Source organism: Cupriavidus sp. GW822-FHT03E04 (assembly GCF_058801495.1).
In genome coordinates, this window is sequence record NZ_JBXANI010000011.1 from 1 (window position 1) to 24,866 (window position 24,866).

A 24,866-nucleotide genomic window follows, 5' to 3' on the forward strand; every position below is an offset into this window, starting at 1 on the left:
TCCAACGGGCACTACGCCATCGCCTTGTATGCCGCGTTGTTCGAAGCAGGCATCCTGCCTGCGGACGAGCTGGAGACATATGGCAGCGACGATAGCCGCCTGCCGATGTCAGGCATGGCAAGTTACACGCCTGGCATGGAGATGTCCGGCGGCTCGCTGGGGCAAGGCCTGACGATTGCGGTTGGCCGCTGCCTGGGCCTCAAGCGCAAGGGCTCCGATGCCTTTGTCTATACGCTGTTCTCCGATGGCGAACTGGATGAAGGCGCGATCTGGGAAGGGATCATGTCGGCCAGCCACTGGAAGCTGGACAACCTGATCGCGATTGTCGACGTCAACAACCAGCAGGCCGACGGGCCATCGACGCAGATCATGGCGTTCGAGCCGCTGGTGGAAAAGCTGGAGGCGTTCGGCTGGTTCACGCAGCGCGTGGATGGCAACGATATCGCGGCGGTGGCGGCTGCGTTCGATGCGGCGCGGTCGCATCCGGGCGCGCAGCCCCGCATCATTGTTTGCGATACACGCATGGGCTGCGGCGTTCCTTTCCTGGAGCAACGCGAGAAGAACCACTTTATCCGCGTCGACGCCCACGAGTGGCAGCTCGCGCTGGAAGCACTGGAAGCCGGGAGACAAGCATGAGCAACGCAACCTTGACCAAGCCGAGACTGAAGACGTCGGCGATGATCGCCTCGATTGCCGGAGAAGGCCAGGCGACGCGCCCTGCCCCGTTCGGACATGCGCTGGTGGAACTGGCCCGCAACAAGCCCGACGTGATCGGCATGACGGCCGACCTCGGCAAATACACCGACCTGCATCTCTTTGCCAAGGCGTTCCCGGAACGCTACTACCAGATGGGCATGGCCGAGCAGCTGCTGATGGGCGCAGCCGCCGGCCTGGCGCACGAGGGGGCACAGCCCTTTGTCACCACGTACGCGGTCTTTGCCACGCGCCGCGCCTATGACTTCATGCACCAGGCCATCGCCGAAGACAACCTGGATGTGAAGATCGTGTGCGCGCTGCCCGGCCTGACGACAGGCTACGGCCCAAGCCATCAGGCCGCCGAGGACCTGGCCTTGATGCGCGCGATGCCGAACATGACCGTCATCGATCCGTGCGACGCGCTGGACATCGAGCAGATGGTGCCGGCGATCGCGGCCCATCGCGGCCCAGTCTATGCGCGGCTGCTGCGCGGCAACGTGCCCGTGGTGCTGGACGAATACGACTATCGCTTTGAGCTTGGCAAGGCAAAGCTGCTGCGCGACGGCGCGGAGGTACTCGTGATCTCGTCGGGCATCATGACCATGCGCGCGCTCGAAGTGGCCAAGGCGCTGGAGGCGGATCGCATCGGCGCGGCTGTGCTGCACGTGCCGACGATCAAGCCCCTGGACACCGAGACCATCGTGCGCGAGGCAAGGCGCTCCGGCCGGCTGGTCGTCGTTGCCGAGAACCACACGGTGATCGGTGGTCTTGGCGAAGGCGTGGCGGCGGCGTTGATGCGCGCGGGCGTCAGCGCGCCATTCCGGCAGATTGGCCTTCCGGACGCGTTCCTCGACGCTGGCGCACTGCCTACGCTGCATGATCGCTACGGCATCTCGGCCAACGTCATGGCGGCAACCATCAAGGGCTGGCTAGGCTGACGAGCAACGAAGGGCCGCAGGCAAGCACGCGCGGCCCGGCGGCGGTGGGGTAACCACTCACCGCCCCTCAATCCACAGCACCCTTGGTGGGGCCTCGAATACTGATGTCGCGGGTGCCGAGGGTCTTCAGGCGGCCGGCTGGCCAACTGTTGCGATGCGAAGCAGGTTGGTCGTGCCAGGCGTGCCAAAGGGCATGCCCGCGGAGATCACGATGACTTGCCCCGAAGTGGCAAAACCCTCGCTCTCGGCAGTGTCGCAGGCATAGTTCGTCATCTCGGTGACGCTCTCCACTTCATGGATGATGACCGCATGGACACCCCAGACGAGCGCCATGGCACGCGCAGCATGCAGGTTCGGGGTCATGCCGATGATGGGGGCATCGGGACGCTCGCGCGACATGCGCATGGCGGAATAGCCCGAGCTTGTGTAAGCCACGGTGGTGGCTACGTGGAGAAGCCCGGCCACGCGGCGCATTGCGCTGCCGATGGCGTTGGCGATGTCTGGCTCCGGCGGGGTCTGCGATGCCTCCATGACCTCCCTGTAATACGGGTCCGCCTCCGTCTGCACGATGATGCTATTCATCATCTGCACCGCTTCGACAGGGTATTTCCCCGAGGCCGACTCCGCGGAGAGCATGACGGCGTCCGCGCCATCGTAGATGGCGGTGGCAACGTCGGAAGCTTCGGCGCGCGTCGGAACCGGCGCGCTCACCATGGATTCCAGCATCTGCGTGGCGACAATGACGGGCTTGCCCGCTTTGCGGCAAGCCTGCACGATGCGCTTCTGGATCGACGGCACCTGCTCGGCGGGCATTTCGACGCCAAGATCGCCTCGCGCGACCATCACTGCGTCGGTCTCGGCAACAATGGCATGCAACTCGGCGATGGCCGCAGGCTTTTCAAGCTTGGCGACGATGCTGGCCCGGTTTCCGACAATCTGCTTGATCTCGCGAATATCCTCGGCGCGCTGGACAAAGGACAAGGCGATCCAGTCGACCCCGAGCGACAAGCCGTAGTCCAGGTCTTCGCGGTCCTTTGCGGTCAAGGCCGACAGCGGCAGCACGACGCCTGGCACGTTGACGCCCTTGCGGTCGGACAGCACCCCACCGTCGATCACTTCGGTCTCGGCATGGTCCGGCCCAAATGCCCTTACCCGGAGGCGGAGCTTCCCGTCGTCGAGCAACAGGTCCGTCTGCGCTTTCAGCGCCGCGAAGATCTCGGGATGAGGCAGCGCAACCCGGGTCGCGTCGCCCGGGCGGTCCTTATCCATGTCAAGCCGGAACGTCTGGCCTTGCACGAGCGTAACGGGACCGTTCGCGAACTGCCCCACGCGCAGCTTTGGCCCTTGCAGGTCCAGCAAGATGCCGATTGGCCGTCCCAGCTCCGTCTCCAGATCCCGGATGAGGTTGAGGCGTGCCTTGTGGTCGGCATGCGTGCCGTGACTGAAATTCAGCCGGAAAACGTCGGCGCCGGCCATGAACAGGCGGCGAAGGGTTGCAGCATCGCTGCTGGCCGGTCCGACGGTGGCGACAATCTTGGCATTTCGAGTGCGGCGCATGATCTAGCATCCTTTCCCGGCCGGGCTGGTAATCAGCAAGGCACGGAAGTCGTTGACGTTGGTAAGCGTGGGGCCCGTGACGATGGAATCGCCAAGCGCCTCGAAGAAGGTGTGTCCGTCGTTATTGGCGAGAAAGGTGTGCGGCGCCATCTCCCTTTGCCAGGCGCGCGAGAGTGTCGTCGGGTCGGCGAATGCGCCGGCGATCTCTTCGATGCCGTCCACGCCATCCGTATCGGCGGCCAGCGCAAAAACACCCGGGTGGCCGTCCAGCGCAATGGCCAGGGAAAGCAGGAATTCCACGTTGCGCCCGCCGCGGCCATCGCCTTTGACCGTGACGGTGGTCTCGCCCCCTGACAGGAGCACGCACGGAAGCTGGAATGGCTCCGTTCCCTGCGCGGCCTGGAAGGCGATGCCGGCCATCACCTTGCCGACGTCGGCGGCCTCGCCTTCGATGCGATCGCCCAGTACATAGGGCTGGATGCCCGCGGCGGCGGCTGCCTGCGCTGCGGCGGCAAGGGAGATGGCAGGCGTCGCGATCATGCGCACCTCGCTGCGCGCGAGCCGTTCGTCGCCAGGCTTGACGGACTCCCCGCTGCCGGACGCCAGCAGACGCTCTGCGCTGGCCGGGAGCAGGATCCCGTAGCGCCGGACGATATCCAGCGCGTCCTGGCATGTGGTCGCGTCGCATACGGTTGGCCCGGATGCAATATTGACCGGGTCGTCACCGGGCACGTCTGAAATCAACAGCGACACGACGCGAGCCGGATGGCACGCGGCGGCAAGCCTTCCGCCTTTAATGCCGGAGAGATGCCGTCGCACACAGTTCATCTCCGAGATGGTCGCGCCGCTGGCCAGCAGCGCCTGGTTGACGGCGCGCTTTTCCTCCAGGCTTATGCCGGCCAACGGAAGGCTAAGCAGCGAGGATCCGCCGCCGGAGATCAGGCAAATGACCAGATCGTCCTCGCACAGCCCTGAGACCATGTCCAGCATGCGAACCGCGGCACGCTGGCCAGCCGCGTCGGGTATCGGATGCGCGGCTTCGACGACTTCGATGCGCGAGGTCGGCGCGGCGTGGCCGTACCGCGTCACAACCAGGCCAGCGAGCGGGCCTGGCCACGCCTGCTCCAGCGCCCGGGCCATGCTGGCGGCGGCCTTGCCGGCCCCGACGACGATGGTGCGGCCGACAGGCGGCTCGGGTAATGCGCACGCCAGGCAGTCTTGCGGGTCCGCCGCGGATACCGCAGTCCGGAAAAGCGACGCCAGGAATGCACGGGGGTTTTCAATGGTGAGGTGTTTCACGATGCGCTACCTGTTTCCGTTCTGGTGTCAGGCGCTCTTGCGGGCGTCGGCGGCATAGTTCGGCTGCAACGGCACCAGCGGGATGGGTTCCGGCGCGACACCTTCGTAGAGTTGCTCCAGGTCCTCCGGGTCGGCTTCGCCATTGAGGACGCGCTGGACGCGGTCCTCGTCGAGTGCGCCGACCCACTTGGCAATCGCCATGGTCGCAACCGCGTTGCCGATGGTGTTGGTGATGGCGCGCGCCTCCGACATGAAGCGGTCCACCCCAAGCAGGAGAACCATGCCAGCCACCGGAATCTTCCCCAGCGACGCGAGCGTCGCCGCCAGCGTGATGAAGCCCGAGCCGGTGATGCCCGCGGAGCCCTTCGAAGTCAGCAGCAGCACACCGAGCACGACGAACTGGTCGGTGAGGGTCAATGGCGTGTTGGTTGCCTGTGCGATAAAGATCGCTGCCATGGTGTAGTAGATGCACTGGCCATCGGGGTTGAAGGTGAGGCCCGCCGGCACCACCAGCCCGACGACGGGCTTCGACACGCCGACGTTCTCCAGCTTGCGCATCAACTGCGGAATGACGGATTCCGACGAGCTCGTGCCCAGCACGGTCAGGATTTCGTCCTTGATGTACTTCAGGAATTTGAACAGGCTAAATCCGCAGATGCGGCAAATCGTACCCAACACAATCAGCACGAACAGCGCGCAGGTCCCATACATGGTGGCGACCAGCTTGCCAAGCGATGCAATGGAGCCAAAGCCATACTTGCCCACCGTGAATGACATGGCGCCGAACGCGGCAACCGGCGCGAAACGCATGATCATGCCGACGATCGCGAACATGGCATTGGCGAACGCGTCCAGGGCGGCGACGAACGGCTTGCCGCGCTCTCCCAGATGGGCCAGGGCCACACCCATGAATACAGAGAACACGAGGATCTGCAGGATGTCGTTCTTGGCGAGCGCATCCACAATGCTCATCGGCACGAGGTTGAGCAGGAAGTCCATGACGCCTTCGTGCTTTACCTGTGCCGTATAGGCGGCAATGCTCTTCGTGTCGAGCGTCGCCGGGTCGACGTTCATGCCATGACCGGGCTGTACCACGTTGACCACGATGACGCCGAGCAGCAGCGCAAACGTCGACAGCACTTCGAAGTACAGCAAGGCACGCCAGCCTACCCTGCCAAGGTCTTTCATGCTTTCCATCTTGGCGATGCCGAGCACGACCGTCGCGAAGATGATGGGTGCAAACACCATCTTGATGAGGCGGATGAAGATATCCCCAAGTGGCTTGAGCTCGCTGCCGATATGGGGCATGAAGATACCCAGCAGGATGCCCGCCGCCACGGCAATGAGCACCTGGATATACAGTGAGCCTATGAGTCGCCTTTTCATGATGTCTCCTGTGGCGACGCACTTGCAGCGCTGCCTGTCTTGCCTTCATCAACTGAATGCGGCCGACGTCTTCGCGACGGCCGTGCCGCTTGGTCAGTCCATGCTTACGCGCGCCTCTTTGACGAGCTTGCCGAAGCGGATGACTTCGTCCTTGATCTGGGCCGTCATCTGGGCCGGGGTATTGCCGACCGGCTCAGCGCCGATGGCAGCGAATTGTTTCTTCACATCGGGGAGTGCCAGGGCCTTGGTGATTTCAGTGCTAAGCCGGTTCACGATCTCAGGCGGCGTGCCGGTAGGGGCAAGGATGCCGAACCAGGACGCGATGTCGAAGCCGGGCAAGCCGGATTCGGCAAGGGTAGGCACATCCGGCAGTGCGGAAGAGCGCCTGGCCGTGGCGACCGCCAGCGGCTTGAGCTTGCCCGCCTTGATGTAAGGCAGCGCGGACGACGCGGTGTCAAACATCATCGATACCTGGCCGCCCAACAGGTCCGTGATAGCCGGGGCGCTTCCCTTGTAGGGAACGTGGACGATGTGGGTGCCGGTCTGTGCCTTGAATTGCTCGCCGATGAGGTGATGGGCCGTGCCGTTGCCATTGGACGCATACGTCAGCTTGCCGGGATTGGCCTTGGCATAAGCGACCAGTTCCTGCACGTTCCTGGCCGGGAAGCTTGGGCTGACGACGAGCACGTTCGGCACGATGGCAACGACGGAGACCGGTGTCAGATCCTTTTGGACGTCGTAGGAGAGCTTTTTGTAGACGTTCGGTGCGATGGTGTGATGCACCGCGCCCATAAGCAGCGTGTAGCCATCTGGCGCAGACTTTGCCGCGGCGTCCGCTCCGATGGTGGCACCGGCACCCGGCCGGTTTTCGATGATGACGGGCTGGCCCAGCGCCTGCGTGAGCTTTTGTCCCACGGTGCGGGCAAGGACGTCGGTGGTGCCCCCCGGGGGAAACGGGACAATGAGGCGAATCGGCTTGGTGGGATATGCCTGGGCGAAAGCGGTGCCGGCGCCGAGCACGAGGCCGAACGCTATCACCGCAGTCCGGATCACGGATTGCATGCCTGTCTCCTGATGGAATACTTTCTTGGCCGGCCCACCCGGGGCCAACTCGGTGCGGGTCACCTGTGCCGGTGCTAACCCGCTAGCTGTTTGCTGCGGCGCGGCGAGCCGCGCTTCCTGCTTAGCCTCAGGCCGCCTTCCTGACCTGATTGGCCAGCACCTTGCAAATGGCTTCGGTGACGGACGCTGTAGTCGCATTGCCACCCAGGTCCGGGGTGAAGACACCGTTGGCGGTGATCTGCTCGATGGCTGCCATCAAGCGGTCCGCCGCGGGCTTCTCGTCCAGATGCTCGAGCATCATGGCCGCGGTCCAGAAGGTGGCGATGGGATTCGCCACGCCCTTGCCCGTGATGTCGAAAGCGGAGCCGTGGATCGGTTCGAACATCGACGGAAACACGCGTTCCGGGTTCAGGTTGGCGGTCGGTGCGATGCCGAGGCTGCCGGACAGCGCCGCAGCCAGGTCGGACAGGATGTCGGCGTGCAGGTTGGTCGCGACCACTACGTCCAGCGTATGGGGCTTCAACACCATGCGCGTGGTCACGGCGTCGACCAGTTCGCGGTCAACCTTGACGTCCGGATAGTCCTTGGCGACTTCATAGAAGATCTCGTCCCACATCACCATGCCGAAGCGTTGCGCGTTCGACTTGGTCACCAGGGTGAGGTGTTTGCGGGGGCGCTTCTGCGCGATCTCGAAGGCGAAGCGGTGGATCCGCTCGACCCCGGCGCGTGTGAAGACAGCGGTTTCCGTGCCGGTCTCGATGGGCAGGCCACGGTGGGTACGACCGCCGTTGCCGGCATACTCGCCTTCCGAGTTCTCGCGGATGATGACCCAGTCGATGTCCTTGCCATTGGCCAGCGGGCTCTTCACCCCTGGCAGTACGCGTGCGGGGCGTACGTTGGCGTACTGGTCGAAGCCCTGGGCGATGGGTAGGCGCAGGCCCCACAGCGACACGTGATCGGGCACGTTCAGGGCGCCCACCGCGCCAAAGAAGATGGCGTCGAACTGCTTCAGGCGCTCCAGCCCGCCTTCGGGGATGTAGTAGCCTTTCTCCAGATAGTAGTCGGAGCTCCACGGGAAATGCTCGACGCTCAGCTTGAAGCCGCCATCTTGCCCCGCCAGGGTCTCCAGCACTTGCAGACCGGCAGAGATGACTTCCGGGCCAATGCCATCGCCAGGGATGGCTGCAATCTTGTATTCACGCATCGCGTTGCTCCTCTCGTTGTTTTCCACACACCGAAGGCCGCTTTCCACCGCCAGGTATGCCGGCGTCCTTCTGTGACCTAACTATCGTTGAAAACCGAGGGAGTAAGATGAACTGTATTTCAAACTAATATTAACTTGAGGTTGAAGATGGGACAGCCTTCGGAACTTGCTTTCTTCGCCGGCCTGGCCAAGGCGGGCAGCCTGTCGGCCGCAGCGCGTGAGCAAGACGTCACCCCCGCAGCCGTCAGTAAACGGCTAGCTCAAATGGAGAAGCGGCTTGGGGTGCGGTTGCTGAACCGGACGACGCGGCGCATTGGCCTGACCGCCGAGGGGGAGGTCTACCTCGAGCACGCCCGGCGCCTGCTCGCGGAGATCGAGGATCTCGACCAGCTGATCTCCAGCAGCCATGTGGCGCCGCGAGGGACGCTGAGGGTCAACGCTCCGCTGGGGTTCGGGCGCACCTACATTGCGCCCGCCATATCCGATTTCGCCAAGCGATATCCACAGATGGAGGTGCAACTCCATCTGACGGACAGGCCAATGAACCTGGGCGATGAGGGATTTGACATAGGGATCCGGTTCGGCGAGATCCCGGACACGCGCCTGATGGCGCGGAAGATCGCCGACAACCGGCGTTTGGTCTGCGCCGCGCCCTCGTATCTGAAAACCCACGGCACGCCGGTCACGCCGCACGATCTGACGCAGCATCAATGCATCGTGCTGCGCCAGAACGACTCTGCCTATGGCATCTGGCGCTTCGCCAAGGGGAAGAAGACGGAAACGGTAAAGGTACGCGGCGCCCTGAGCAGCAATGACGGCGAAGTGACGCTGACTTGGGGCTTGGCCGGGCAAGGGATCTTGCAGCGCGCGGAATGGGACCTTGCCAAGTACCTCCGAAGTGGCCGCCTAGTCTTGCTGCTCGAAGACTATGCCCTACCACCAGCCGACATATTTGCCGTCTTTCCGGAGCGGCTGAACATGTCGGCCAAGGTCCGGGCGTTCCTCGACTTTCTCGTTGCGCACTTTGAAGGGAAACTGCTTAGGGCACGTGGGGGTACCTCATCTTGGTAATCTTGGTAAGCATAAACAGCCTGGCGACGAGGCCGGCGCCGGCACGACGAAGATGGCCTGCCCGTAGCCGCCCGGAAGGGCAAAGCGGCGGGAGCGGTGAGAAGGCCCCTCATCGCCGCCCCCCAATCCACCGCACAAGCTCCCCAAACACCGGCATATCCATCGGCACCGACAAGTCCAGCGCCAGGCAGCGGCGGTAGTACGGGCTGAGGTCCAGCCCCACGCCAAGCCCCAGCACCTCCACGTCGCGCAGTGTCTCGTTGCGCGCCACCACTTCCTTCAGGTGGTTGTCCAGGTAGAACGCATCGTTGGCGTGCCCCGTGGCGCTGTCCATCGGGCTGCCGTCGGACACCACGATCAGGATGCGGCGGGTTTCGGCACGCGCGAGCAGCCGCGCGCACGCCCAGTCGACTGCCTCCCCGTCCACGCCTTCGCGGAACAGGTCGGCCTTGAACAGCGCGGCGATGTTGGCGCGCGCACGCCGCCAGCTCGTGGCGGCGTCCTTGAACACCATGTGGCAGGCTTCATTCAGCCGCCCGGGATGCGCGGGCCGGCCGCGGGCCAGCCAGTCGAGCCGGGCGCGGCCGCCATTCCACGCGCCGGTGGTAAAGCCCAGCACCTCGCTGGCCACGCCGGCCTGGTCGAGCGCGCGCGTGAGGATGTCGACCATCATGGCTACCTGCTCGATATGCGCTTTCATCGAGCCCGAGCAATCGATCAAAAAGCTCACCGCGCAGTCCGCCTGCAGCCGGTGCCGCTCTTGCCGGAACAGACGGCGCTCGGCCGGCGAGGTGACCAGCTGCGCGAGGCGCCGGCCATCGATGCGGCCGTCTTCCTCGCCGAAGGACCAGCCATCGCGCTGCGGCACGGCGAACGATGCCGTCAGCGCGCGTGCCAGCCTTGCCACGTTGATGCCTTGTTCGGCGATGCGCCGGTCGAGGCGTTCGCGGTACTCCGCCAGCAGGTCCTTGCGCACCAGCGTGCCGGGGGCGATCTCCCGGTCGTAGCGCGTGGTATAGGCGCGGTAGCCTTGGCCGCACGCATGCAGCACGCGGCTGTTGCCTGTGGCCGCCATGGCCATGGCCTCGAGCTCATCATCCTCGCACCCGAGCGCCAGTGAGAACGCCACGCGCACGGCTTCGTTGTCTTCGGCCTCTTGCTCATCGGCTTGCATCCCGTGCGTGCGGGTGGCGCGCAGCATCTCGCCCACCAGCCGTGCCAGTTCGAGGGCATGGATCGCAAACGCGCCCTGCTCCGCGCGGTGCCGGCGCAGGCCCGCCAGCGGCACGCCGAGCACCGGCACGATGGCCGCGCGCGTGGCTTCGATCAGGTCTTCGGTGTCTTCCAGCACCGGCCAGCCCGACAGGCGCGACCACGCGATCTGCGCCACGGTGTACAGCAGGATGCCAAGGTGGCTCTCGGCCAGGCCGCTGCGATGGAAGTCGCGGGACCAGGCCGCAAAGCGGTGGCGCAGGTTCTGCGCGACGCCCGGCATGCCGGCTGGCAGTTGCGACTCGCAGCGCAGTTGTTCCAACAGCTCGAACACCAGCCTTTCCACCGGATCCGCCGGGCACAACTGCTTGTGCAGATCCGCGTCCGAATGCGCAAGCCGTAGTGCCGCCCCATCCGCCGCGCCGCGCAGGCAGGCAAAATCGTCCGCCTGCGGGTCGGTGCGCAGGTGCGGCGCATGCAGCGGCAGCGGCCGCAGGTCGCGGCACAGGCGGCCGTCGCGATAATGCAGCGCGCGGTCGCCCGTGAGCGCGCGCACCACCGCCGCGCACAGGGCCTCGCGCTGCTGGCCGCGGCGGCTTGCCTGCCGGGGCGGCGGCATCAGCACGGTTGCGGCGCCTCGCCGAGCGCGGCTTCCACTTCCCGGCCAAAACAGCGCTGGAAGTACTCGCCCACGATCGGGCGTTCGGCGTCGTCGCATTTATTGAGAAAGCTCAGCCGAAACGCCAGCGCCGGATCGCGGAAGATCTGGCAGTTTTCCGCCCAGCTGATCACCGTGCGCGGCGACATCAGCGTGGACAGGTCCCCCGTGGCAAAGCCCTTGCGCGTGAGCTCGGCCACGCTCACCATCGATGCGATCAGCGCGCGGCCGGCGTCGTCCGCCAGCTCCGGCACGCGGGCCAGCACGATGCCGGCCTCTTCCGCGCGCGGCAGGTAGTTGAGCGTGGCGACCACGTTCCAGCGGTCCATCTGCGCGTGGTTCAGCATCTGGGTGCCGTGGTACAGGCCGTTCAGGTTGCCAAGCCCCACGGTGTTGGTGGTGGCGAACATGCGGAACGCCGGATGCGGATGGATCACGCGGTTCTGGTCCAGTAGCGTGAACTTGCCGTCGCGCTCCAGCATGCGCTGGATCACGAACATCACATCGGGGCGGCCCGCATCGTACTCGTCGAAGATCAGCGCCACCGGGCGCTGCAGCGCCCACGGCACGATGCCTTCCTGGAACTCGGTGACCTGGCGGCCGTCGCGCACCACGATGGCGTCCTTGCCGACCAGGTCTAGCCGGCTGATATGGCCGTCCAGGTTCACACGCACGCAAGGCCAGTTCAGGCGCGCCGCCACCTGCTCGATATGGGTGGATTTGCCGGTGCCGTGCAGGCCCTGCACCATCACGCGGCGATCCCGCGTGAAGCCGGCCAGAATCGCCAGCGTCACTTCGGGGTTGAAGCGGTAGGCCTCGTCGATCTCCGGCACATGATCGTCGCGCTCGCTGAATGCCGGCACCATCAGGCCAGAGTCGATGCCAAACAGGGCGCGCGCCGCGACCATCTTGTCCGGTTTGCCAGTCACGATATCCATCACGTTGGTCTCCTTTGGGCGCCGCCCTTTCGGCCATGATAGAGCAGTTTCGTTTTTAGATACAAATCATCTCGTTTATTGGTTTCACCTATTGACCTTCGACTTTATGCGTCCTACATTTCTGGAAATTACATTTTTCGGGACGATTAGTTCCGTTTTGACAACCATACCGGAGACACACCATGAGCGAACACCTGCCTGAAGCCCTCAAGACCACCGCGCTGCCCGCCACCACCGGCCCGCAGGAGATGACCCCGTCGGAAGCCTTTGTCGAGACCCTGGCCGCCAATGGCGTCACCGACATGTTCGGCATCATGGGCTCGGCCTTCATGGACGCCATGGACATCTTCGCCCCCGCCGGCATCCGCCTGATCCCCGTCGTGCACGAGCAAGGCGCTGGCCACATGGCCGACGGCTACGCCCGCGTCTCGGGCCGCCACGGCGTCGTCATCGGACAGAACGGCCCCGGCATCAGCAACTGCGTGACCGCCATCGCCGCCGCTTACTGGGCACATAGCCCGGTGGTCATCGTCACCCCGGAGGCCGGCACCATGGGCATTGGCCTGGGCGGCTTCCAGGAAGCCAAGCAACTGCCCATGTTCCAGGAGTTCACCAAGTACCAGGGACACGTCACCCACCCCGCGCGCATGGCCGAGTACACCGGCCGCTGCTTCGACCGCGCCATGGCCGAGATGGGACCGACCCAGCTCAATATCCCCCGCGACTACTTCTACGGCCAGATCAAGGCCGAGATCCCCCAGCCCCAGCGCCTGGACCGCGGCCCCGGCGGCGACCAGCGCCTGAACGAAGCCGCCGAGCTGATCGCCAAGGCCAAGTTCCCCGTCATCATCTCCGGCGGCGGCGTGGTCATGGCCGATGCCATCGACGAATGCCAGGCGCTGGCCGAGCGGCTGGGCGCCCCGGTGGTCAACAGCTACCTGCACAACGATTCCTTCCCCGCCAGCCACCCGCTGTGGTGCGGCCCGCTGGGCTACCAGGGCTCCAAGGCGGCCATGAAGCTGCTCGCCCGCGCCGATGTCGTCATCGCCCTCGGCTCGCGCCTCGGACCCTTCGGCACCCTGCCCCAGCACGGCATGGACTACTGGCCCAAGCACGCCAAGATCATCCAGATCGATGCCGACCACAAGATGCTCGGCCTGGTCAAGAAGATCTCGGTGGGCATCTGCGGCGATGCCAAGGCCGCAGCCGTGGCACTGACCGAGCGCCTGGCCGGCCGCACGCTGGCCTGCGACGCCTCCCGCGAAGACCGCGCCGGACAGATCGCCGCCGAGAAGGCCGCCTGGGAGAAAGAACTCGACGAGTGGACCCACGAGCGCGACCCCTACAGCCTGGACATGATCCAGGAGCAGAAGCACGAGCGCACGCCCACCGGCGGACACTACCTGCATCCGCGCCAGGTCCTGCGCGAGCTGGAGAAGGCCATGCCCGAAGACGTGATGGTCTCCACCGACATCGGCAACATCAACTCGGTGGCCAACAGCTACCTGCGCTTCAACAAGCCGCGCAGCTTCTTTGCCGCCATGAGCTGGGGCAACTGCGGCTATGCCTTCCCCACCATCATGGGCGCCAAGGTGGCCGCACCCCACCGCCCGGCCGTGTCCTACGCCGGCGACGGCGCCTGGGGCATGAGCCTGATGGAGACCATGACCGCCGTGCGCCACAACATCCCGGTGACGGCCGTGGTGTTCCACAACCGCCAGTGGGGCGCGGAGAAGAAAAACCAGGTGGACTTCTACAACCGCCGCTTTGTCGCCGGCGAGCTGGACAACCAGAGCTTCGCCGAGATCGCCCGCGCCATGGGCGCCGAGGGCATCGTGGTGGACAAGCTGGAAGACGTCGGCCCGGCGCTCAAGCGCGCCATCGACCTGCAGATGCACCACGGCAAGACCACCATCATCGAGATCATGTGCACCCGTGAGCTCGGCGACCCGTTCCGCCGCGACGCACTGGCCAAGCCCGTGCGCATGCTCGACAAGTACAAGGACTACGTTTGAGCGCTGAGCAGACAAGCACGTGACCATCCCTTGCCCGGACATGCCGGGCAGGGGATGATCCGGACCCGGCGGCGAGCCATTCGCCAACCTACGAACTACTATATAAGCCGTGGCGCGTGACCCCTGGGCAGAGCAGGAGACAAGCAAAGTGATTCACCATCAGCAGCAGCAATCCAGCGGCCTGAAGCACGGGCTGAAACAGCGCCACATGACCATGATCGCGCTGGGCGGCGTCATTGGCGCAGGCCTTTTCGTCGGCAGTGGCGTCGTCATCAAGTCTGCCGGCCCGGCGGCTGTCATTTCCTTTCTCATCACCGGCTTGCTGGTGGTGCTCGTCATGCGCATGCTGGGCGAAATGGCGTGCGCGCTGCCCACCGTGGGCTCTTTCTACGAATACGCCCGCGAAGCCTGGAGCGACCGCCCGGCCATGGGCGAGCTGGCCGGGTTCCTGACCGGCTGGATGTACTGGTATTTCTGGGTGATCGTGGTCGCGTTGGAGGCCGTGGCCGGGGCCAGCCTGGTGCAGTTCTGGCTCCCGGACGTTCCCGCGTGGAGCATCAGCCTGGTGCTGCTGGTGATGCTCACGCTCACCAACCTGATCTCGGTGAAGTCCTTTGGCGAATTCGAGTTCTGGTTCGCCTCGATCAAGGTGGCTGCCATTGTCGTGTTCCTGTTCCTGGCCGGGCTGTTCGTGCTCGGCATGTGGCCGGGCGCTACCGCCAGCGTGGCGCACCTCACCGTGCATGGCGGCTTTGCGCCTAACGGGATCATGCCGGTGTTGACAGGCGCGGTAGCGGCGACGGGGTTCTACTTCGGCGCCGAGATCGTCACCATCGCCGCGGCGGAAACCGCCGAGCCGCAAAAGGCGGTGGCCAGGGCCACCAGCTCGGTCATCACCCGCGTGCTGGTGTTCTATGTGGGCTCGGTGCTGCTGGTGGTGTGCCTGGTGCCGTGGAACTCCGCCGGCATCGCCACGCCGTATGTCAGCGCGCTCAATGCCATGCGCATCCCGGCAGCTGCGCAGATCATGAACGCGGTCGTGCTCACCGCCGTGCTGTCGGCGCTGAACTCCGGGCTGTACGCCTCGTCGCGCATGCTGTTCGCGCTGACCAAGCGCGGCGATGCGCCCAAGGGGCTGGCCAGGCTGAGCCGCAACGGCGTGCCGGTCAGGGCCATCCTGTTCGCCACGCTGTTCGGCTACGGCGCGGTGGTGATGTCCTATGTATCGCCGGACAAGGTCTTTGCCTTCCTGGTCAACTCCTATGGCACCGTCGCCATCTTTGTCTACATCCTGATTGCCATCTCGCAGTTGCGCCTGCGCGCCCGCCTGGAGCGCGAGGCGCCGCACCGGCTCAAGGTGCGGATGTGGGCCTTCCCCTACCTGACCTGGGTCGCCATCGCTGGCATGGTCGGGATCGTGGTGGCCATGGCCTTTATCCCCGACCAGCGCACCCCGCTGCTACTCGGCGTGGCCAGCCTTGGCATCCTGGTGCTGGCGTACGCCGTGCGCCAGCAGCTCCGAAAGCACGCGGCCGCCGCGCCGCTGGGCGAGGTGCGGCGGGCTGACTGACACGCCCAGCGCCTGAACCGGCTTGCCGCGATGCGTGCCATCGCGGCCTCCCGCTGCCTCCCAACGCCTCCCAACGCCTTGCAGGCCGCCGCGGCCATCCTCCGCGCCCGCCCGCCCGCGCCTGCCCGGCCGTGTACCTGATGCACGGCATTCCAGGAGCGCACTGGCCCAAACGATTCATCGGATCTGGCCCTACAGCATTGCGCTTCACCTCTCTATGCTGCAGTCATAAGCCGCACAGGTCCGGCACCCGGATCACCGGCACCAACAAGGACATCAAGGAGACGCAAATGGCAAACCCCCAGGTAACCGCAGCCACCCTGCAAGCTTTCAGCGACGCGTGGAACCGCCACGATATCGAAGCGCTGATGGGCTTCATGGCCGAGGACTGCGTGTTCCACGCCGTGGCCGGCAGCGAACTGTTCGGCCGCAGCTTCGAAGGCCGCGCCGCCGTGCGCGAGGGCTTCCAGCTGGCCTGGCAGGCGTTTCCCGATGCAGCGTGGCTCGACGGCGAGCATTTCGTCGCTGGCGAGCGCGGCGTCAGCGAATCCACCTTCCGCGGCACCAAGGCGGACGGCACGCGCATCGAGGCGCGCATGGTGGACGTGTTCACCTTCCGCGACGGCAAGATCGCGGTGAAGAACGCGTACCGCAAGGATCGCCCGCCCGTTGCCGCCGCCGGCTCCGTCGCCGCCAACTGATTCCAGCCCCGCCAGAGGGCATTTGAGGATGACAAACATGGACGCCACCGCCGCAAGACTGATCCTGCCCGAAGGCCACGCCACCGCGCCTTCGAAGCCGTACGACCCGGCCTACGACCCGCTGGTCGCGCCCACGCCCGGCCAGGGCCGCGAGTACGCTCCCACCTACTGGATCGGCACGGCCGGCGAGCCGCCGCCCGACGATGGCCCGATCACGCACGATATCGACGTGGACGTGGCCATCATCGGCTCCGGCTTCACCGGGCTGACCTGCGCGATCTTCCTCGCGCAGGAGCACGGCATCAAGGCGACCGTGCTGGAGGCCAACCGCGTGAGCTGGGGCTGCAGCACGCGCAACGGCGGCCAGGCGCAATGCGCCTCGGGCCGGCTCAAGCGCTCGCAGTGGATCCAGCGCTACGGCCTGGACACCGCGCTGCGGCTGCATGAAGAAGTGTGCGACGGCATGGAGACCTTCAAGGGGCTGATCAAGGACATCGACTGCGAACCGCAGCCCGGTGGCCACCTCTACATCGCCCACCGCGCCAAGGTCATGCCCGCGCTGGAAAAGGAAGCCAAGGTGCTGCGCGACGTGTTCAAGTACGACGCGCGCATCCTGGATGCCGACACCGTCAAGCGCGAGTACGTCGACGACAAGGAAGCCGCCGGCGCCATGCATGAGCCCGAAGGCATCGGCATCCATGCCGGCAAGCTGGCCTTCGGCTACCTGCGCCGCGCGCGCGCGCTGGGCGCCAAGGTGCATCCCTCCAGCCCGGTGCTGAGCTGGGAGACGCGCGGTGGCGTGCATTACCTCAAGACGCCTGGCGGCATCGTGCGCGCCCGCGCGGTGGGCGTGGCCACCGGCGGCTATACCTCGCCGAGCCTGCACGCGCAGCTCAAGAACCGGCTGTTCCCGATCCTGTCGAACTCCATCGTCACGCGCGTGTTGACGCCCACGGAGCGCGAGGCGTGCAATTTCCGCACGACGCAGGTCATCACCGATACCCGCATCCTGCGGCACTACTACCGCCTGATGCCGGACGGCCGCCTGCAGATCGGCAGCCGCAGCGCCATCACCGGCAACGATGCGCCGCAGCATAAGTACAAGGACAAGCTCATTGCCGACCTGCACCGCAAGTTCCCTGCGCTCGAAGGCATCCAGATCGACTATTCTTGGTGGGGCTGGGTCGACGTGAGCCATGACATGATGCCGCGCATTTTCCAGCCGGACCCGGCCCAGACCATCTACTACGCAATGGGTTACGGCGGTAACGGCGTGATGTATTCCGCGCAGGCGGGCAAGCGCATGGCGGCGCTGATCGCGGGCAAGAGCGCGGGGCCGGAACTGCCTATCTTCCGCTCGGCGCTGCCGTTCCCGAATGTGCGCGAGATGGTGGAAGCGCAGGCGTTCGCGCCGTTCCGCCGCTTCGGGCAGTGGTTCCTGTATCGCTGGTATCACATGAAGGATGAAGTGATCTGAACCTGGAAGGCTGCAGGTTGAAGGTTGAAGGTTGAAGGTTAATAAATGCGGGGTCCCCCAAGAACCGCTATCCCACTCAAGACGAGGAGCCAGGCATGGGCCGAGGCCATCAATCCGTACCCCCGCAGCCAGGCCGCCGCGGCGTGCTGCGCTCGCTCGGCGCACTCGGCGCCGGCGCCGCGCTGACCCACCCGGCGCTGCAAGCGCTGGCGGCCGCCGCCGATGCGCGCATCGAGATGCCGTTCGAGAACGGCGAGCGCGAACTGGTGGCCTTCCCCCAGAAGCGCCCGCTGATCCTGCTGACCAGCCGGCCGCCGCAGCTGGAGACCCCGTTTGGCGTGTTCAACGAGGGCCCGATCACGCCCAACGATGCCTTCTTCGTGCGTTACCACTGGAGCGGCATCCCCACCAGCATCGATCCGCAAACCTACCGGCTGCGCGTGGGCGGCAAGGTCAACGCCCCGCTGGAACTCTCTCTCGACGAGATCAAGCGCCTGGCCACCCCGGTGGACCTGGTGGCGGTCAACCAGTGCTCGGGCAACAGCCGGGGCTTTTTCTCGCCGCGCGCCAACGGCGGGCAACTCGGCAACGGCGCCATGGGCAATGCGCGCTGGACCGGCGTGCCCCTGAAAGCGCTGCTGGACAAGGCCGGCGTGCAAGCCGGCGCCATGCAGGTGAGCTTTGACGGCATGGACCGCCCGCCGCTGGAAGGCAGCCCGGACTTCGTCAAGGCACTGGCCATCGACCACGCGCTCGACGGCGAGGTCATGCTCGCCTGGGCCATGAACGGCGCGGACCTGCCCATGCTCAACGGCTATCCGCTGCGCCTGATCGTGCCGGGCTACTACGGCACCTACTGGGTCAAGCACCTGGCCGATATCCAGGTGCTGGACAAGCCGTTCGACGGGTTCTGGATGAACGCGGCCTATCGCATTCCCGACAATCCCTGCGCCTGCGTGGCGCCCGGCACGGCCCCCGCGCGCACGGTGCCGATCAACCGCTTCAATGTGCGCTCTTTCATCACCAGCGTGGCCGATGGCGCCAGGGTGCAGGCCGGGCGCCAGACCGTGCTGCGCGGCATCGCCTTCGACGGCGGCCATGGCGTTGACGAGGTGGCCCTGTCGACGGACGGCGGGCGCACCTGGCGCGCGGCGCAACTGGGCAAGGATCTGGGCCGCTACTCCTTCCGCGAATGGACCGCGGCGTTCACACCGCCAAGGAAGGGCGAATACGAACTGAAGGTGCGCGCCAGCAACCGCATCGGCCAGAGCCAGCCGCTCACCGCGCTGTGGAACCCCGCCGGCTATATGCGCAACGTGGTGGAAACCACGCGCGTGGTGGCAGCATGAAGGAGGCCGCCATGCAACTCGCCAAGCCCTTGCGCCGCCACGGCGGGATAGTCGCCTTTGCCCTGTGCGCTGCCGGCATGGCGAGCGCCGCGCTAGCACTGGAAATCACGCTGCCGCCAGAGACCGCGCGCTACACGCCGAGCGACCTGCCCGGCTATCGCCTGGTGCAGCAGAACTGCATGGCCTGCCACTCCGCGCAGTACGTGCTGACGCAACCGCCATCGTCGCCGCGCGGCTACTGGGAGGCGACGGTCAAGAAGATGAAGAAGCCTTTCGGCGCGCCGTTCGCGGATGAAGACATCCCTGCCATGGTCGACTACCTGACCAAGACCTACGGCGCGGAGCGCACGGCCTACGCTGCCGCGCCCGCGGCGCCAGGCAGCGCGCCAGCGCCGGCTGCCCCAGCTTTGATTGCCGGCAGCCATGATCCCCAGGCCCTGCTCGCGGCCAATGGCTGCACCGCCTGCCACGCCGTCGACAAGAAGGTGGTGGGGCCCGCGTTCAAGGAGGTCGCGGCAAAGTACGCGAACCAGCCGGGCGCTGCGGCGCTGGTGGCGCAGAACATCCGCGCGGGCGGCGCGGGCAAGTGGGGGCAAGTGCCGATGCCGGCCTATGCCGCACTCTCCAAGGAAGACCTGCAAAGCCTGGCGGGATGGATCCTCGGCCGCTGAGAAGCCGTGGCGCCGGACTGCGGGCAACCCGCATTTCCCCGGCGCGCGGCTTCGCCCATAATCTGCCGCACATGACAACGGCCCGGCGCACCTCCACAACGGCGTCCACGGCAATGGCCACAGCAACGGGAGCGGCATGGCAAGCTTAGGCAAGGCAAACACGTTCTGGAACCGGCTGCTGCAGCTTTCCTCCGATTCCGGCGTCAGCCTGCAGGCGCAGTTGCGCCAGCAGCTGGTGTCGGCCATTCTCGCCCGGCAGTTGCCGGAAGGCAGCGCCCTGCCCTCCAGCCGCGAGCTGGCGGCCACGCTGGGCATCGCCCGCAACACGGTGATCCTGGCTTTCCAGCAACTGGTCGAGGAGCGCTTCCTGGAGACCAAGCCGCGGCGCGGCTACTTCGTGGTGGAACAGTTGCCCAGCGCCGCCAGGCCTGGCTCAGCGCAGGCCCGGGCCATTGGCGCGGCCATCCCCGAGGACGCAGGCGAAGGCGGCCCGGACTGGGACGCGCGGCTGCCGGACATGACCGGCAAACGTGCGATCGTCAAGCCCAGCGAGTGGCAAAACTATCCCTACCCCTTCATCTACGGCCAGTTCGACCCCGCGTTGTTTCCCACCGCCGACTGGCGCGAATGCTCGCGCATGGCGCTGGCCGTGCTGGAGATCCGCGGCTGGGCATCGGACCTGATCGACCGCGACGATCCACTGCTGATCGAGCAGTTGCAAAAGCACATCCTGCCGCGCCGGGGCGTGTGGGCCAACCCCGACGAGATCATGGTCACCATGGGCGCGCAAAACGCGCTCTACCTGCTGGCCGACCTGCTGATGCAAGGCGCGCGGGTCGGGCTGGAAGAGCCGGGCTATAACGATGCGCGCCACATCTTCGGCATGCGCGCGCGCGAGGTCGTGCCGCTGGCGGTGGACGAGTCCGGCCTGTGTCCCGACGACGCGCTGGCCCAGTGCGACTACGCCTTCATCACGCCCAGCTACCAGTGCCCCACCACGGTCACCATGCCGCTGGAACGGCGCGAGACGCTGCTGCGCGAAGCCCGCCGCCACGACGTGGTGCTGATCGAGGACGACTACGACACCGAGAACCCCGCGCTGACCCAGCCCATCCCCGCGCTGAAAAGCCTGGACCGCGATGGCCGCGTGATCTACGTGGGCAGCCTGTCCAAATCCTTCGTGCCCGGCATCCGGCTCGGCTACATCGTCGCCCCTGCCGCCGTGATCCGCCAGGCGCGCGCGCTGCGCCGCTTCATGCTGCGCCATCCGCCCGCCAACAATCAGCGCGCCACGGCGCTGTTCATCTCGCTGGGCCACCACGACGCGCTGCTGCGGCGCGTGGCGCCCATCTTCCAGCGCCGCGCCGAGATCCTGCGCGACATGCTGGCGCGCCACCTGCCGCAGGCGCGCGCGCGCAACTCGCCCGGCGCGTCATCGTTCTGGGTGGAAGGCCCGCCCGGGCTCGACGCCCGCAAGCTGGCCGCGATCGCGCTCACGCACGGCGTCATCATCGAGCCGGGCGACGTGTTCTTTTCTACCGATGCGCCGTCGCCGCACTTGCGCATGGGCTATACGGCCATTGCGGAAGAGCGGATCGAGGAAGGAGTGAAGCTGCTGGGGCAGTTGATCGGGCAGGCGATGGTGCGGTGACGGCCCGGTGAAGGCGCACGGCGCGGCCGCGCACGCGATGCGTTGGTTTGCTCCGCCCTACCCGCCCTACCCGCCTTAATCGCCTTGCTCGCCTTGCTCGCCTTACTCGCCTTACTCGAATACCGGCCGGAAGAAACTACGCTCGTAGCTGACGATGCATTGCGTTTCCTGCGCGTAGCGGAACGCCGCCTGGCACGCCGGATCCTCGAAGGACTGGTTGCGATAGACCTCGTACAGCGCAAGGCTGGGGAAGGAGAACAAGGCCAGCGCCACGTTGTTGGCGCCTTCCGACGGCAGGAAGTAGCCATGATGCTGGCCGCCGAATTTCTCGACCAGCGGAATCCACAGCTTGCCGTAGTGCTCGAACTCCTTGAGCTTGTTGGGGTCGACGATATAGCGCAGGTAGCAGGTGATCATGGTGGGGTGGTTGTCCTGGGTTGATTTTGCTTTAACGATGCTGCCTTCTCTTTTTCTGTCTTTTACCTTAGCCGCCCGCCGCGCCGCCGCCAAACCCGATGACTTCCGACGCCAGCGCCCGGATTGGCCGGCCGAAGCTGGTGATGGCTGGCAGCGTGGCGTTGTGGTGGCGCCGGATCAGCTCGGCGCTGGCATGTGGCTTGTCGTGCGTGGTGTGCGCGTCGGCGGCGAGCGTGATCGAATAGCCAAGCCCGGCGGCGCGGCGCACGGTGGTGTCGACGCAGAACTCGGTGGCATAGCCGCAGATGACCAGGTGCTTCGCCCTGAGGCGGTCCAGCAGCGCGGCGAGTTCGGTATGCAGAAAGGAGTCGGGCGTGGTCTTGCGCACGCGGTGGTCGTCAGCCGCTACGACCAGCGTGCGCTCCAACTCCCAGCCTGGCGAACCGAACGACAGCGCGCCGCCAGCCTGCTCGTGCTGCACGAACACCACCGGCACGCCGGCTGCGCGCGCCCGTGCCGCGAGGCCGTTGATGCGGCCGAGCACGGCATCGGCATCGCCCGGCCGTGGCGCGTCGTCGAACAGGCCACGTTGTACGTCAATCACGATCAGAGCGGTTTGCATCAAACGAAGGGCGGATGGCCGTTGGCAGGACAGCCGCCAGCATAAGCGACCCTCCGCGCGACCGCAACGCAATGCGCCGAAATCAATGCAAAGGCGGCGAGGCCAGCTTGACTCCACCATCCGCCGGCGTCCCGCGATCAAGCCGAATGGCCAGCAGCGCCACGGCCACTGCCGCTACCGGCACCAGTGCCGCCACCCAGGTCACGGCGCCAAGCCCTGGCCCGCGCGTGATGACCACCCCGCCCAGCCACGCCCCAATGGCATTGCCCAGGTTGAAGGCCGCGATATTGAAGCTCGAAGCCAGGCTCTGCCCTGCACCGCGGGCACGCTCCAGCACCCACATCTGCAGCGGCGCCACGGTTGCGAAGGCGGCCACGCCCAGCAGGCCGATGAAGATCACGGACAGCACCTTGCTGTGCAGGACAAAACTCATCAGCCCGAGCACCACGGCCAGCGCCAGCATGCTGCCAAGCACGGTGGCCTGCAGATGGCGGTCCGCCAGCTTGCCGCCAAGCAGGTTGCCGGCCACCAGGCCCACGCCGAAGACCAGCAGGATGGGCGAGACGGCGCTGTCGGCAAAGCCGGTGATCTGCGTCAGAATTGGCGCGATATACGTGAACACCGCAAACACGCCGGCATAGCCCAGCACCGTGGTCAGCAGCCCCAGCAGTACCGGCCGGCGCATCAGCGCGCGCAGGTCGCGGCGCAGGTCCGGGGCTTGCGGTGCTTCGCGTTCGGCCGGCACCGCCAAGGCAATCACCAGCACCGCCACCAAGCCGACGGCGGCCACCGCCCAGAAGCTGGCGCGCCAGCCGTAGGCCTGGCCGAGCCAGGTGCCGAACGGCACCCCGAGCACACTCGCCACCGTCAGCCCGGTGAACATCACGGCAATGGCAGAGGCGCGCTTGTGCGGCGCCACCAGCCCGGTGGCAACCACCGAGCCCACGCCAAAGAACGTGCCGTGCGCCAGCGCGGTGAGCACCCGCGCGGCCATCAACAGCGCATAGTTTGGCGCCAGCGCGCAGGCCGCGTTGCCGATGGTGAAGATCACCATCAGGCCAAGGAGCGCCGTCTTGCGCGGCCAGCGGGCGGTCAGCGCGGTCATGACCGGCGCGCCGGCCACCACGCCGAGCGCATAGCCGGAAATCAGCAGGCCCGCCGCCGCGATGGAGACGCCGAGGTCGGTCCCGACCTCCAGCAGCAGGCCCATGATGATGAATTCTGTGACGCCGATGCCGAAGGCGCCGGCGGTCAAGGCATAGAGAGCGAGTGGCATAGGGAGTATGTGAAGCGGTATGCGGTATGCGGTATGGGTTACATGCAATCCAGGAAGCCGGAGCAGCATGCTGCGAAGTATGGGGACGGGGAGATTGGTGCGGTAGACTGCCCACACGAACAACATTTATGAATTGAATTCACAATGTCGAGGCTCGAAGTCAACCGCTCCGGCGAGATGGAAGTGTTCGTGCGGGTGGTGGAACAGGGCGGGTTCTCCGCCGCCGCGCGCGCGTTGCGCATGACGCCGTCGGCCGTGAGCAAGCTGGTGGCGCGGCTGGAGGCCCGGCTCGGCGCGCGCCTGGTCAACCGCTCCACGCGCCGCATCGAGCTCACGGCGGAAGGCAGTGCCTTCTATGAACGCGCCGTGCGCGTGCTGGCGGACCTGGACGATGCCGAGCGCGGTGCCGCCGCCAGCGCCGTGCCCCACGGCCGCGTGCGCATCAATGCCAACGTGCCCTTTGGCGACCACTTCCTGCTGCCGCTGGTGCCGGAATTTTTGGCGCTGTATCCGGACATCCAGCTCGATATCGTGCTGACCGACCAGGTCATCGACCTGATGGAGGAACGCACAGACGTAGCGATCCGCGCCGGCGAGCTGAAGAGCTCGCAGCTGGTGGCCCGCAAGCTGGGCGAGACCCGTATGGTGGTGGTGGGCGCGCCCGCCTACCTGGCGCGCTGCGGCACGCCCCGCGTGCCCGCCGACCTGGCCGGGCACAACTGCCTGAAGCTAGGCTACGCGCGCGCGATCGAAGGCTGGCCGATGCTCGAAGGCGGGCAAGCCACCATGGTGGCGCCGCTGGGCAATGCCATGACCAGCAATGGCGACGCGCTGCGGCGGATCGTGGTCGGCGGGCTGGGGCTGGCCAGGATGGCCGTGTTCCAGGTCCGCGAGGACATCGCCGCCGGGCGGCTGGTGCCGCTGCTGGAAGCGTTCAACCCCGGCGACCTGGAGGCGGTGCATGCGGTGTACCTGGGCCAGGGCCGCCACTTGCCGGCGCGGGTGCGGGCGCTGCTGGATTTCCTGGCGGAGCGGGTGGAGATGGGGACTTAGGGACGCGGATCCGCCGAGACGCCTGGCTTGCTACAAGCGCCGA

Annotated in this window: 21 protein-coding genes; 11 read left to right on the forward strand and 10 right to left on the reverse strand. The window is 66.2% G+C overall.

Translation table 11 applies throughout. The features are described 5' to 3' along the window. Positions 1-636: transketolase (locus tag AC1RQC_RS16940; protein WP_492884058.1), on the forward strand; the 636-nt coding region annotated here is incomplete at its 5' end. Further along, a complete protein-coding gene (locus tag AC1RQC_RS16945) occupies positions 633-1,634 on the forward strand; it encodes a transketolase family protein (RefSeq protein WP_492830727.1) in 1,002 nt (333 codons plus the stop codon). The genes AC1RQC_RS16940 and AC1RQC_RS16945, both read left to right, overlap by 4 nt. 126 nt (positions 1,635-1,760) lie before the next feature. On the opposite strand, the gene pyk is transcribed toward AC1RQC_RS16945, so the two are convergent. The 5 genes from pyk to AC1RQC_RS16970 all read right to left on the reverse strand — a co-directional run bounded on the left by pyk (position 1,761) and on the right by AC1RQC_RS16970 (position 8,142). Continuing rightward, a complete protein-coding gene (gene pyk / locus AC1RQC_RS16950; protein WP_492830726.1) occupies positions 1,761-3,191 on the reverse strand; it encodes a pyruvate kinase in 1,431 nt (476 codons plus the stop codon). A gap of 3 nt (positions 3,192-3,194) precedes the next feature. Then, a complete protein-coding gene (locus tag AC1RQC_RS16955) occupies positions 3,195-4,490 on the reverse strand; it encodes a glycerate kinase type-2 family protein (protein ID WP_492830725.1) in 1,296 nt (431 codons plus the stop codon). A gap of 27 nt (positions 4,491-4,517) precedes the next feature. Beyond that, positions 4,518-5,876 (reverse strand): dicarboxylate/amino acid:cation symporter, encoded by a 1,359-nt coding sequence (locus AC1RQC_RS16960; RefSeq protein WP_492884060.1) that lies wholly within the window; start codon positions 5,874-5,876, stop codon positions 4,518-4,520. A 93-nt stretch (positions 5,877-5,969) separates the two neighbouring features. Further along, positions 5,970-6,938 carry a tripartite tricarboxylate transporter substrate binding protein gene (locus AC1RQC_RS16965; RefSeq protein WP_492884235.1) on the reverse strand — a complete coding sequence of 323 codons (969 nt, stop codon included), beginning with the start codon at positions 6,936-6,938 and terminating at the stop codon, positions 5,970-5,972. Between the two features lie 127 nt (positions 6,939-7,065). Continuing rightward, positions 7,066-8,142, reverse strand: a complete 1,077-nt coding sequence (locus AC1RQC_RS16970; RefSeq protein ID WP_492884062.1) for a tartrate dehydrogenase — start codon at positions 8,140-8,142, stop codon at positions 7,066-7,068. A 147-nt stretch (positions 8,143-8,289) separates the two neighbouring features. Here AC1RQC_RS16970 and AC1RQC_RS16975 point away from each other — a divergent pair, with 147 nt between their 5' ends. Beyond that, positions 8,290-9,213, forward strand: coding sequence for a LysR family transcriptional regulator (locus AC1RQC_RS16975; protein WP_492376438.1), 924 nt, complete (start codon positions 8,290-8,292; stop codon positions 9,211-9,213). 109 nt (positions 9,214-9,322) lie between these two features. On the opposite strand, the gene AC1RQC_RS16980 is transcribed toward AC1RQC_RS16975, so the two are convergent. After that, positions 9,323-11,044 carry a cobaltochelatase CobT-related protein gene (locus tag AC1RQC_RS16980; RefSeq protein ID WP_492830733.1) on the reverse strand — a complete coding sequence of 574 codons (1,722 nt, stop codon included), beginning with the start codon at positions 11,042-11,044 and terminating at the stop codon, positions 9,323-9,325. Next, positions 11,044-12,021: an AAA family ATPase gene (locus AC1RQC_RS16985; protein WP_492815138.1), complete on the reverse strand. Its 978-nt coding sequence runs from the start codon at positions 12,019-12,021 to the stop codon at positions 11,044-11,046. Before AC1RQC_RS16985 ends, AC1RQC_RS16980 begins: the two co-directional genes overlap by 1 nt. Positions 12,022-12,203: 182 nt before the next feature. On the opposite strand from AC1RQC_RS16985, the gene xsc reads away from it, so the two are divergent. The 7 genes from xsc to pdxR all read left to right on the forward strand — a co-directional run bounded on the left by xsc (position 12,204) and on the right by pdxR (position 21,455). Continuing rightward, complete coding sequence (gene xsc / locus AC1RQC_RS16990) at positions 12,204-14,036, forward strand: sulfoacetaldehyde acetyltransferase (RefSeq protein WP_492884064.1); 1,833 nt, start codon at positions 12,204-12,206, stop codon at positions 14,034-14,036. A gap of 208 nt (positions 14,037-14,244) precedes the next feature. After that, positions 14,245-15,606, forward strand: coding sequence for an amino acid permease (locus tag AC1RQC_RS16995; protein ID WP_416053301.1), 1,362 nt, complete (start codon positions 14,245-14,247; stop codon positions 15,604-15,606). Between the two features lie 290 nt (positions 15,607-15,896). After that, positions 15,897-16,307, forward strand: coding sequence for a nuclear transport factor 2 family protein (locus AC1RQC_RS17000; RefSeq protein WP_492811694.1), 411 nt, complete (start codon positions 15,897-15,899; stop codon positions 16,305-16,307). Between the two features lie 37 nt (positions 16,308-16,344). Further along, complete coding sequence (locus AC1RQC_RS17005) at positions 16,345-17,784, forward strand: NAD(P)/FAD-dependent oxidoreductase (protein WP_043356390.1); 1,440 nt, start codon at positions 16,345-16,347, stop codon at positions 17,782-17,784. Positions 17,785-17,879: 95 nt separating this feature from the next. After that, positions 17,880-19,133, forward strand: a complete 1,254-nt coding sequence (gene sorA / locus AC1RQC_RS17010; protein ID WP_492811696.1) for a SorA family sulfite dehydrogenase catalytic subunit — start codon at positions 17,880-17,882, stop codon at positions 19,131-19,133. Between the two features lie 11 nt (positions 19,134-19,144). Next, positions 19,145-19,804: a SorB family sulfite dehydrogenase c-type cytochrome subunit gene (gene sorB / locus AC1RQC_RS17015; RefSeq protein ID WP_492884066.1), complete on the forward strand. Its 660-nt coding sequence runs from the start codon at positions 19,145-19,147 to the stop codon at positions 19,802-19,804. A 136-nt stretch (positions 19,805-19,940) separates the two neighbouring features. Then, positions 19,941-21,455 (forward strand): MocR-like pyridoxine biosynthesis transcription factor PdxR, encoded by a 1,515-nt coding sequence (pdxR, locus tag AC1RQC_RS17020; protein ID WP_492371728.1) that lies wholly within the window; start codon positions 19,941-19,943, stop codon positions 21,453-21,455. A gap of 111 nt (positions 21,456-21,566) precedes the next feature. On the opposite strand, the gene AC1RQC_RS17025 is transcribed toward pdxR, so the two are convergent. The 3 genes from AC1RQC_RS17025 to AC1RQC_RS17035 form a co-directional block, all read right to left on the reverse strand. Further along, complete coding sequence (locus tag AC1RQC_RS17025) at positions 21,567-21,872, reverse strand: NIPSNAP family protein (protein WP_492371729.1); 306 nt, start codon at positions 21,870-21,872, stop codon at positions 21,567-21,569. A 67-nt stretch (positions 21,873-21,939) separates the two neighbouring features. After that, positions 21,940-22,494 carry a cysteine hydrolase family protein gene (locus AC1RQC_RS17030; RefSeq protein WP_492884068.1) on the reverse strand — a complete coding sequence of 185 codons (555 nt, stop codon included), beginning with the start codon at positions 22,492-22,494 and terminating at the stop codon, positions 21,940-21,942. Between the two features lie 82 nt (positions 22,495-22,576). Then, on the reverse strand, positions 22,577-23,770 hold the full coding sequence (locus AC1RQC_RS17035) for an MFS transporter (protein WP_492371731.1): 1,194 nt from the start codon (positions 23,768-23,770) through the stop codon (positions 22,577-22,579). A gap of 144 nt (positions 23,771-23,914) precedes the next feature. Between AC1RQC_RS17035 and AC1RQC_RS17040 the strand changes: the two genes are divergently transcribed. Beyond that, on the forward strand, positions 23,915-24,823 hold the full coding sequence (locus AC1RQC_RS17040; RefSeq protein ID WP_174424649.1) for a LysR family transcriptional regulator: 909 nt from the start codon (positions 23,915-23,917) through the stop codon (positions 24,821-24,823). The last annotated feature ends 43 nt before the right edge of the window (positions 24,824-24,866 follow it).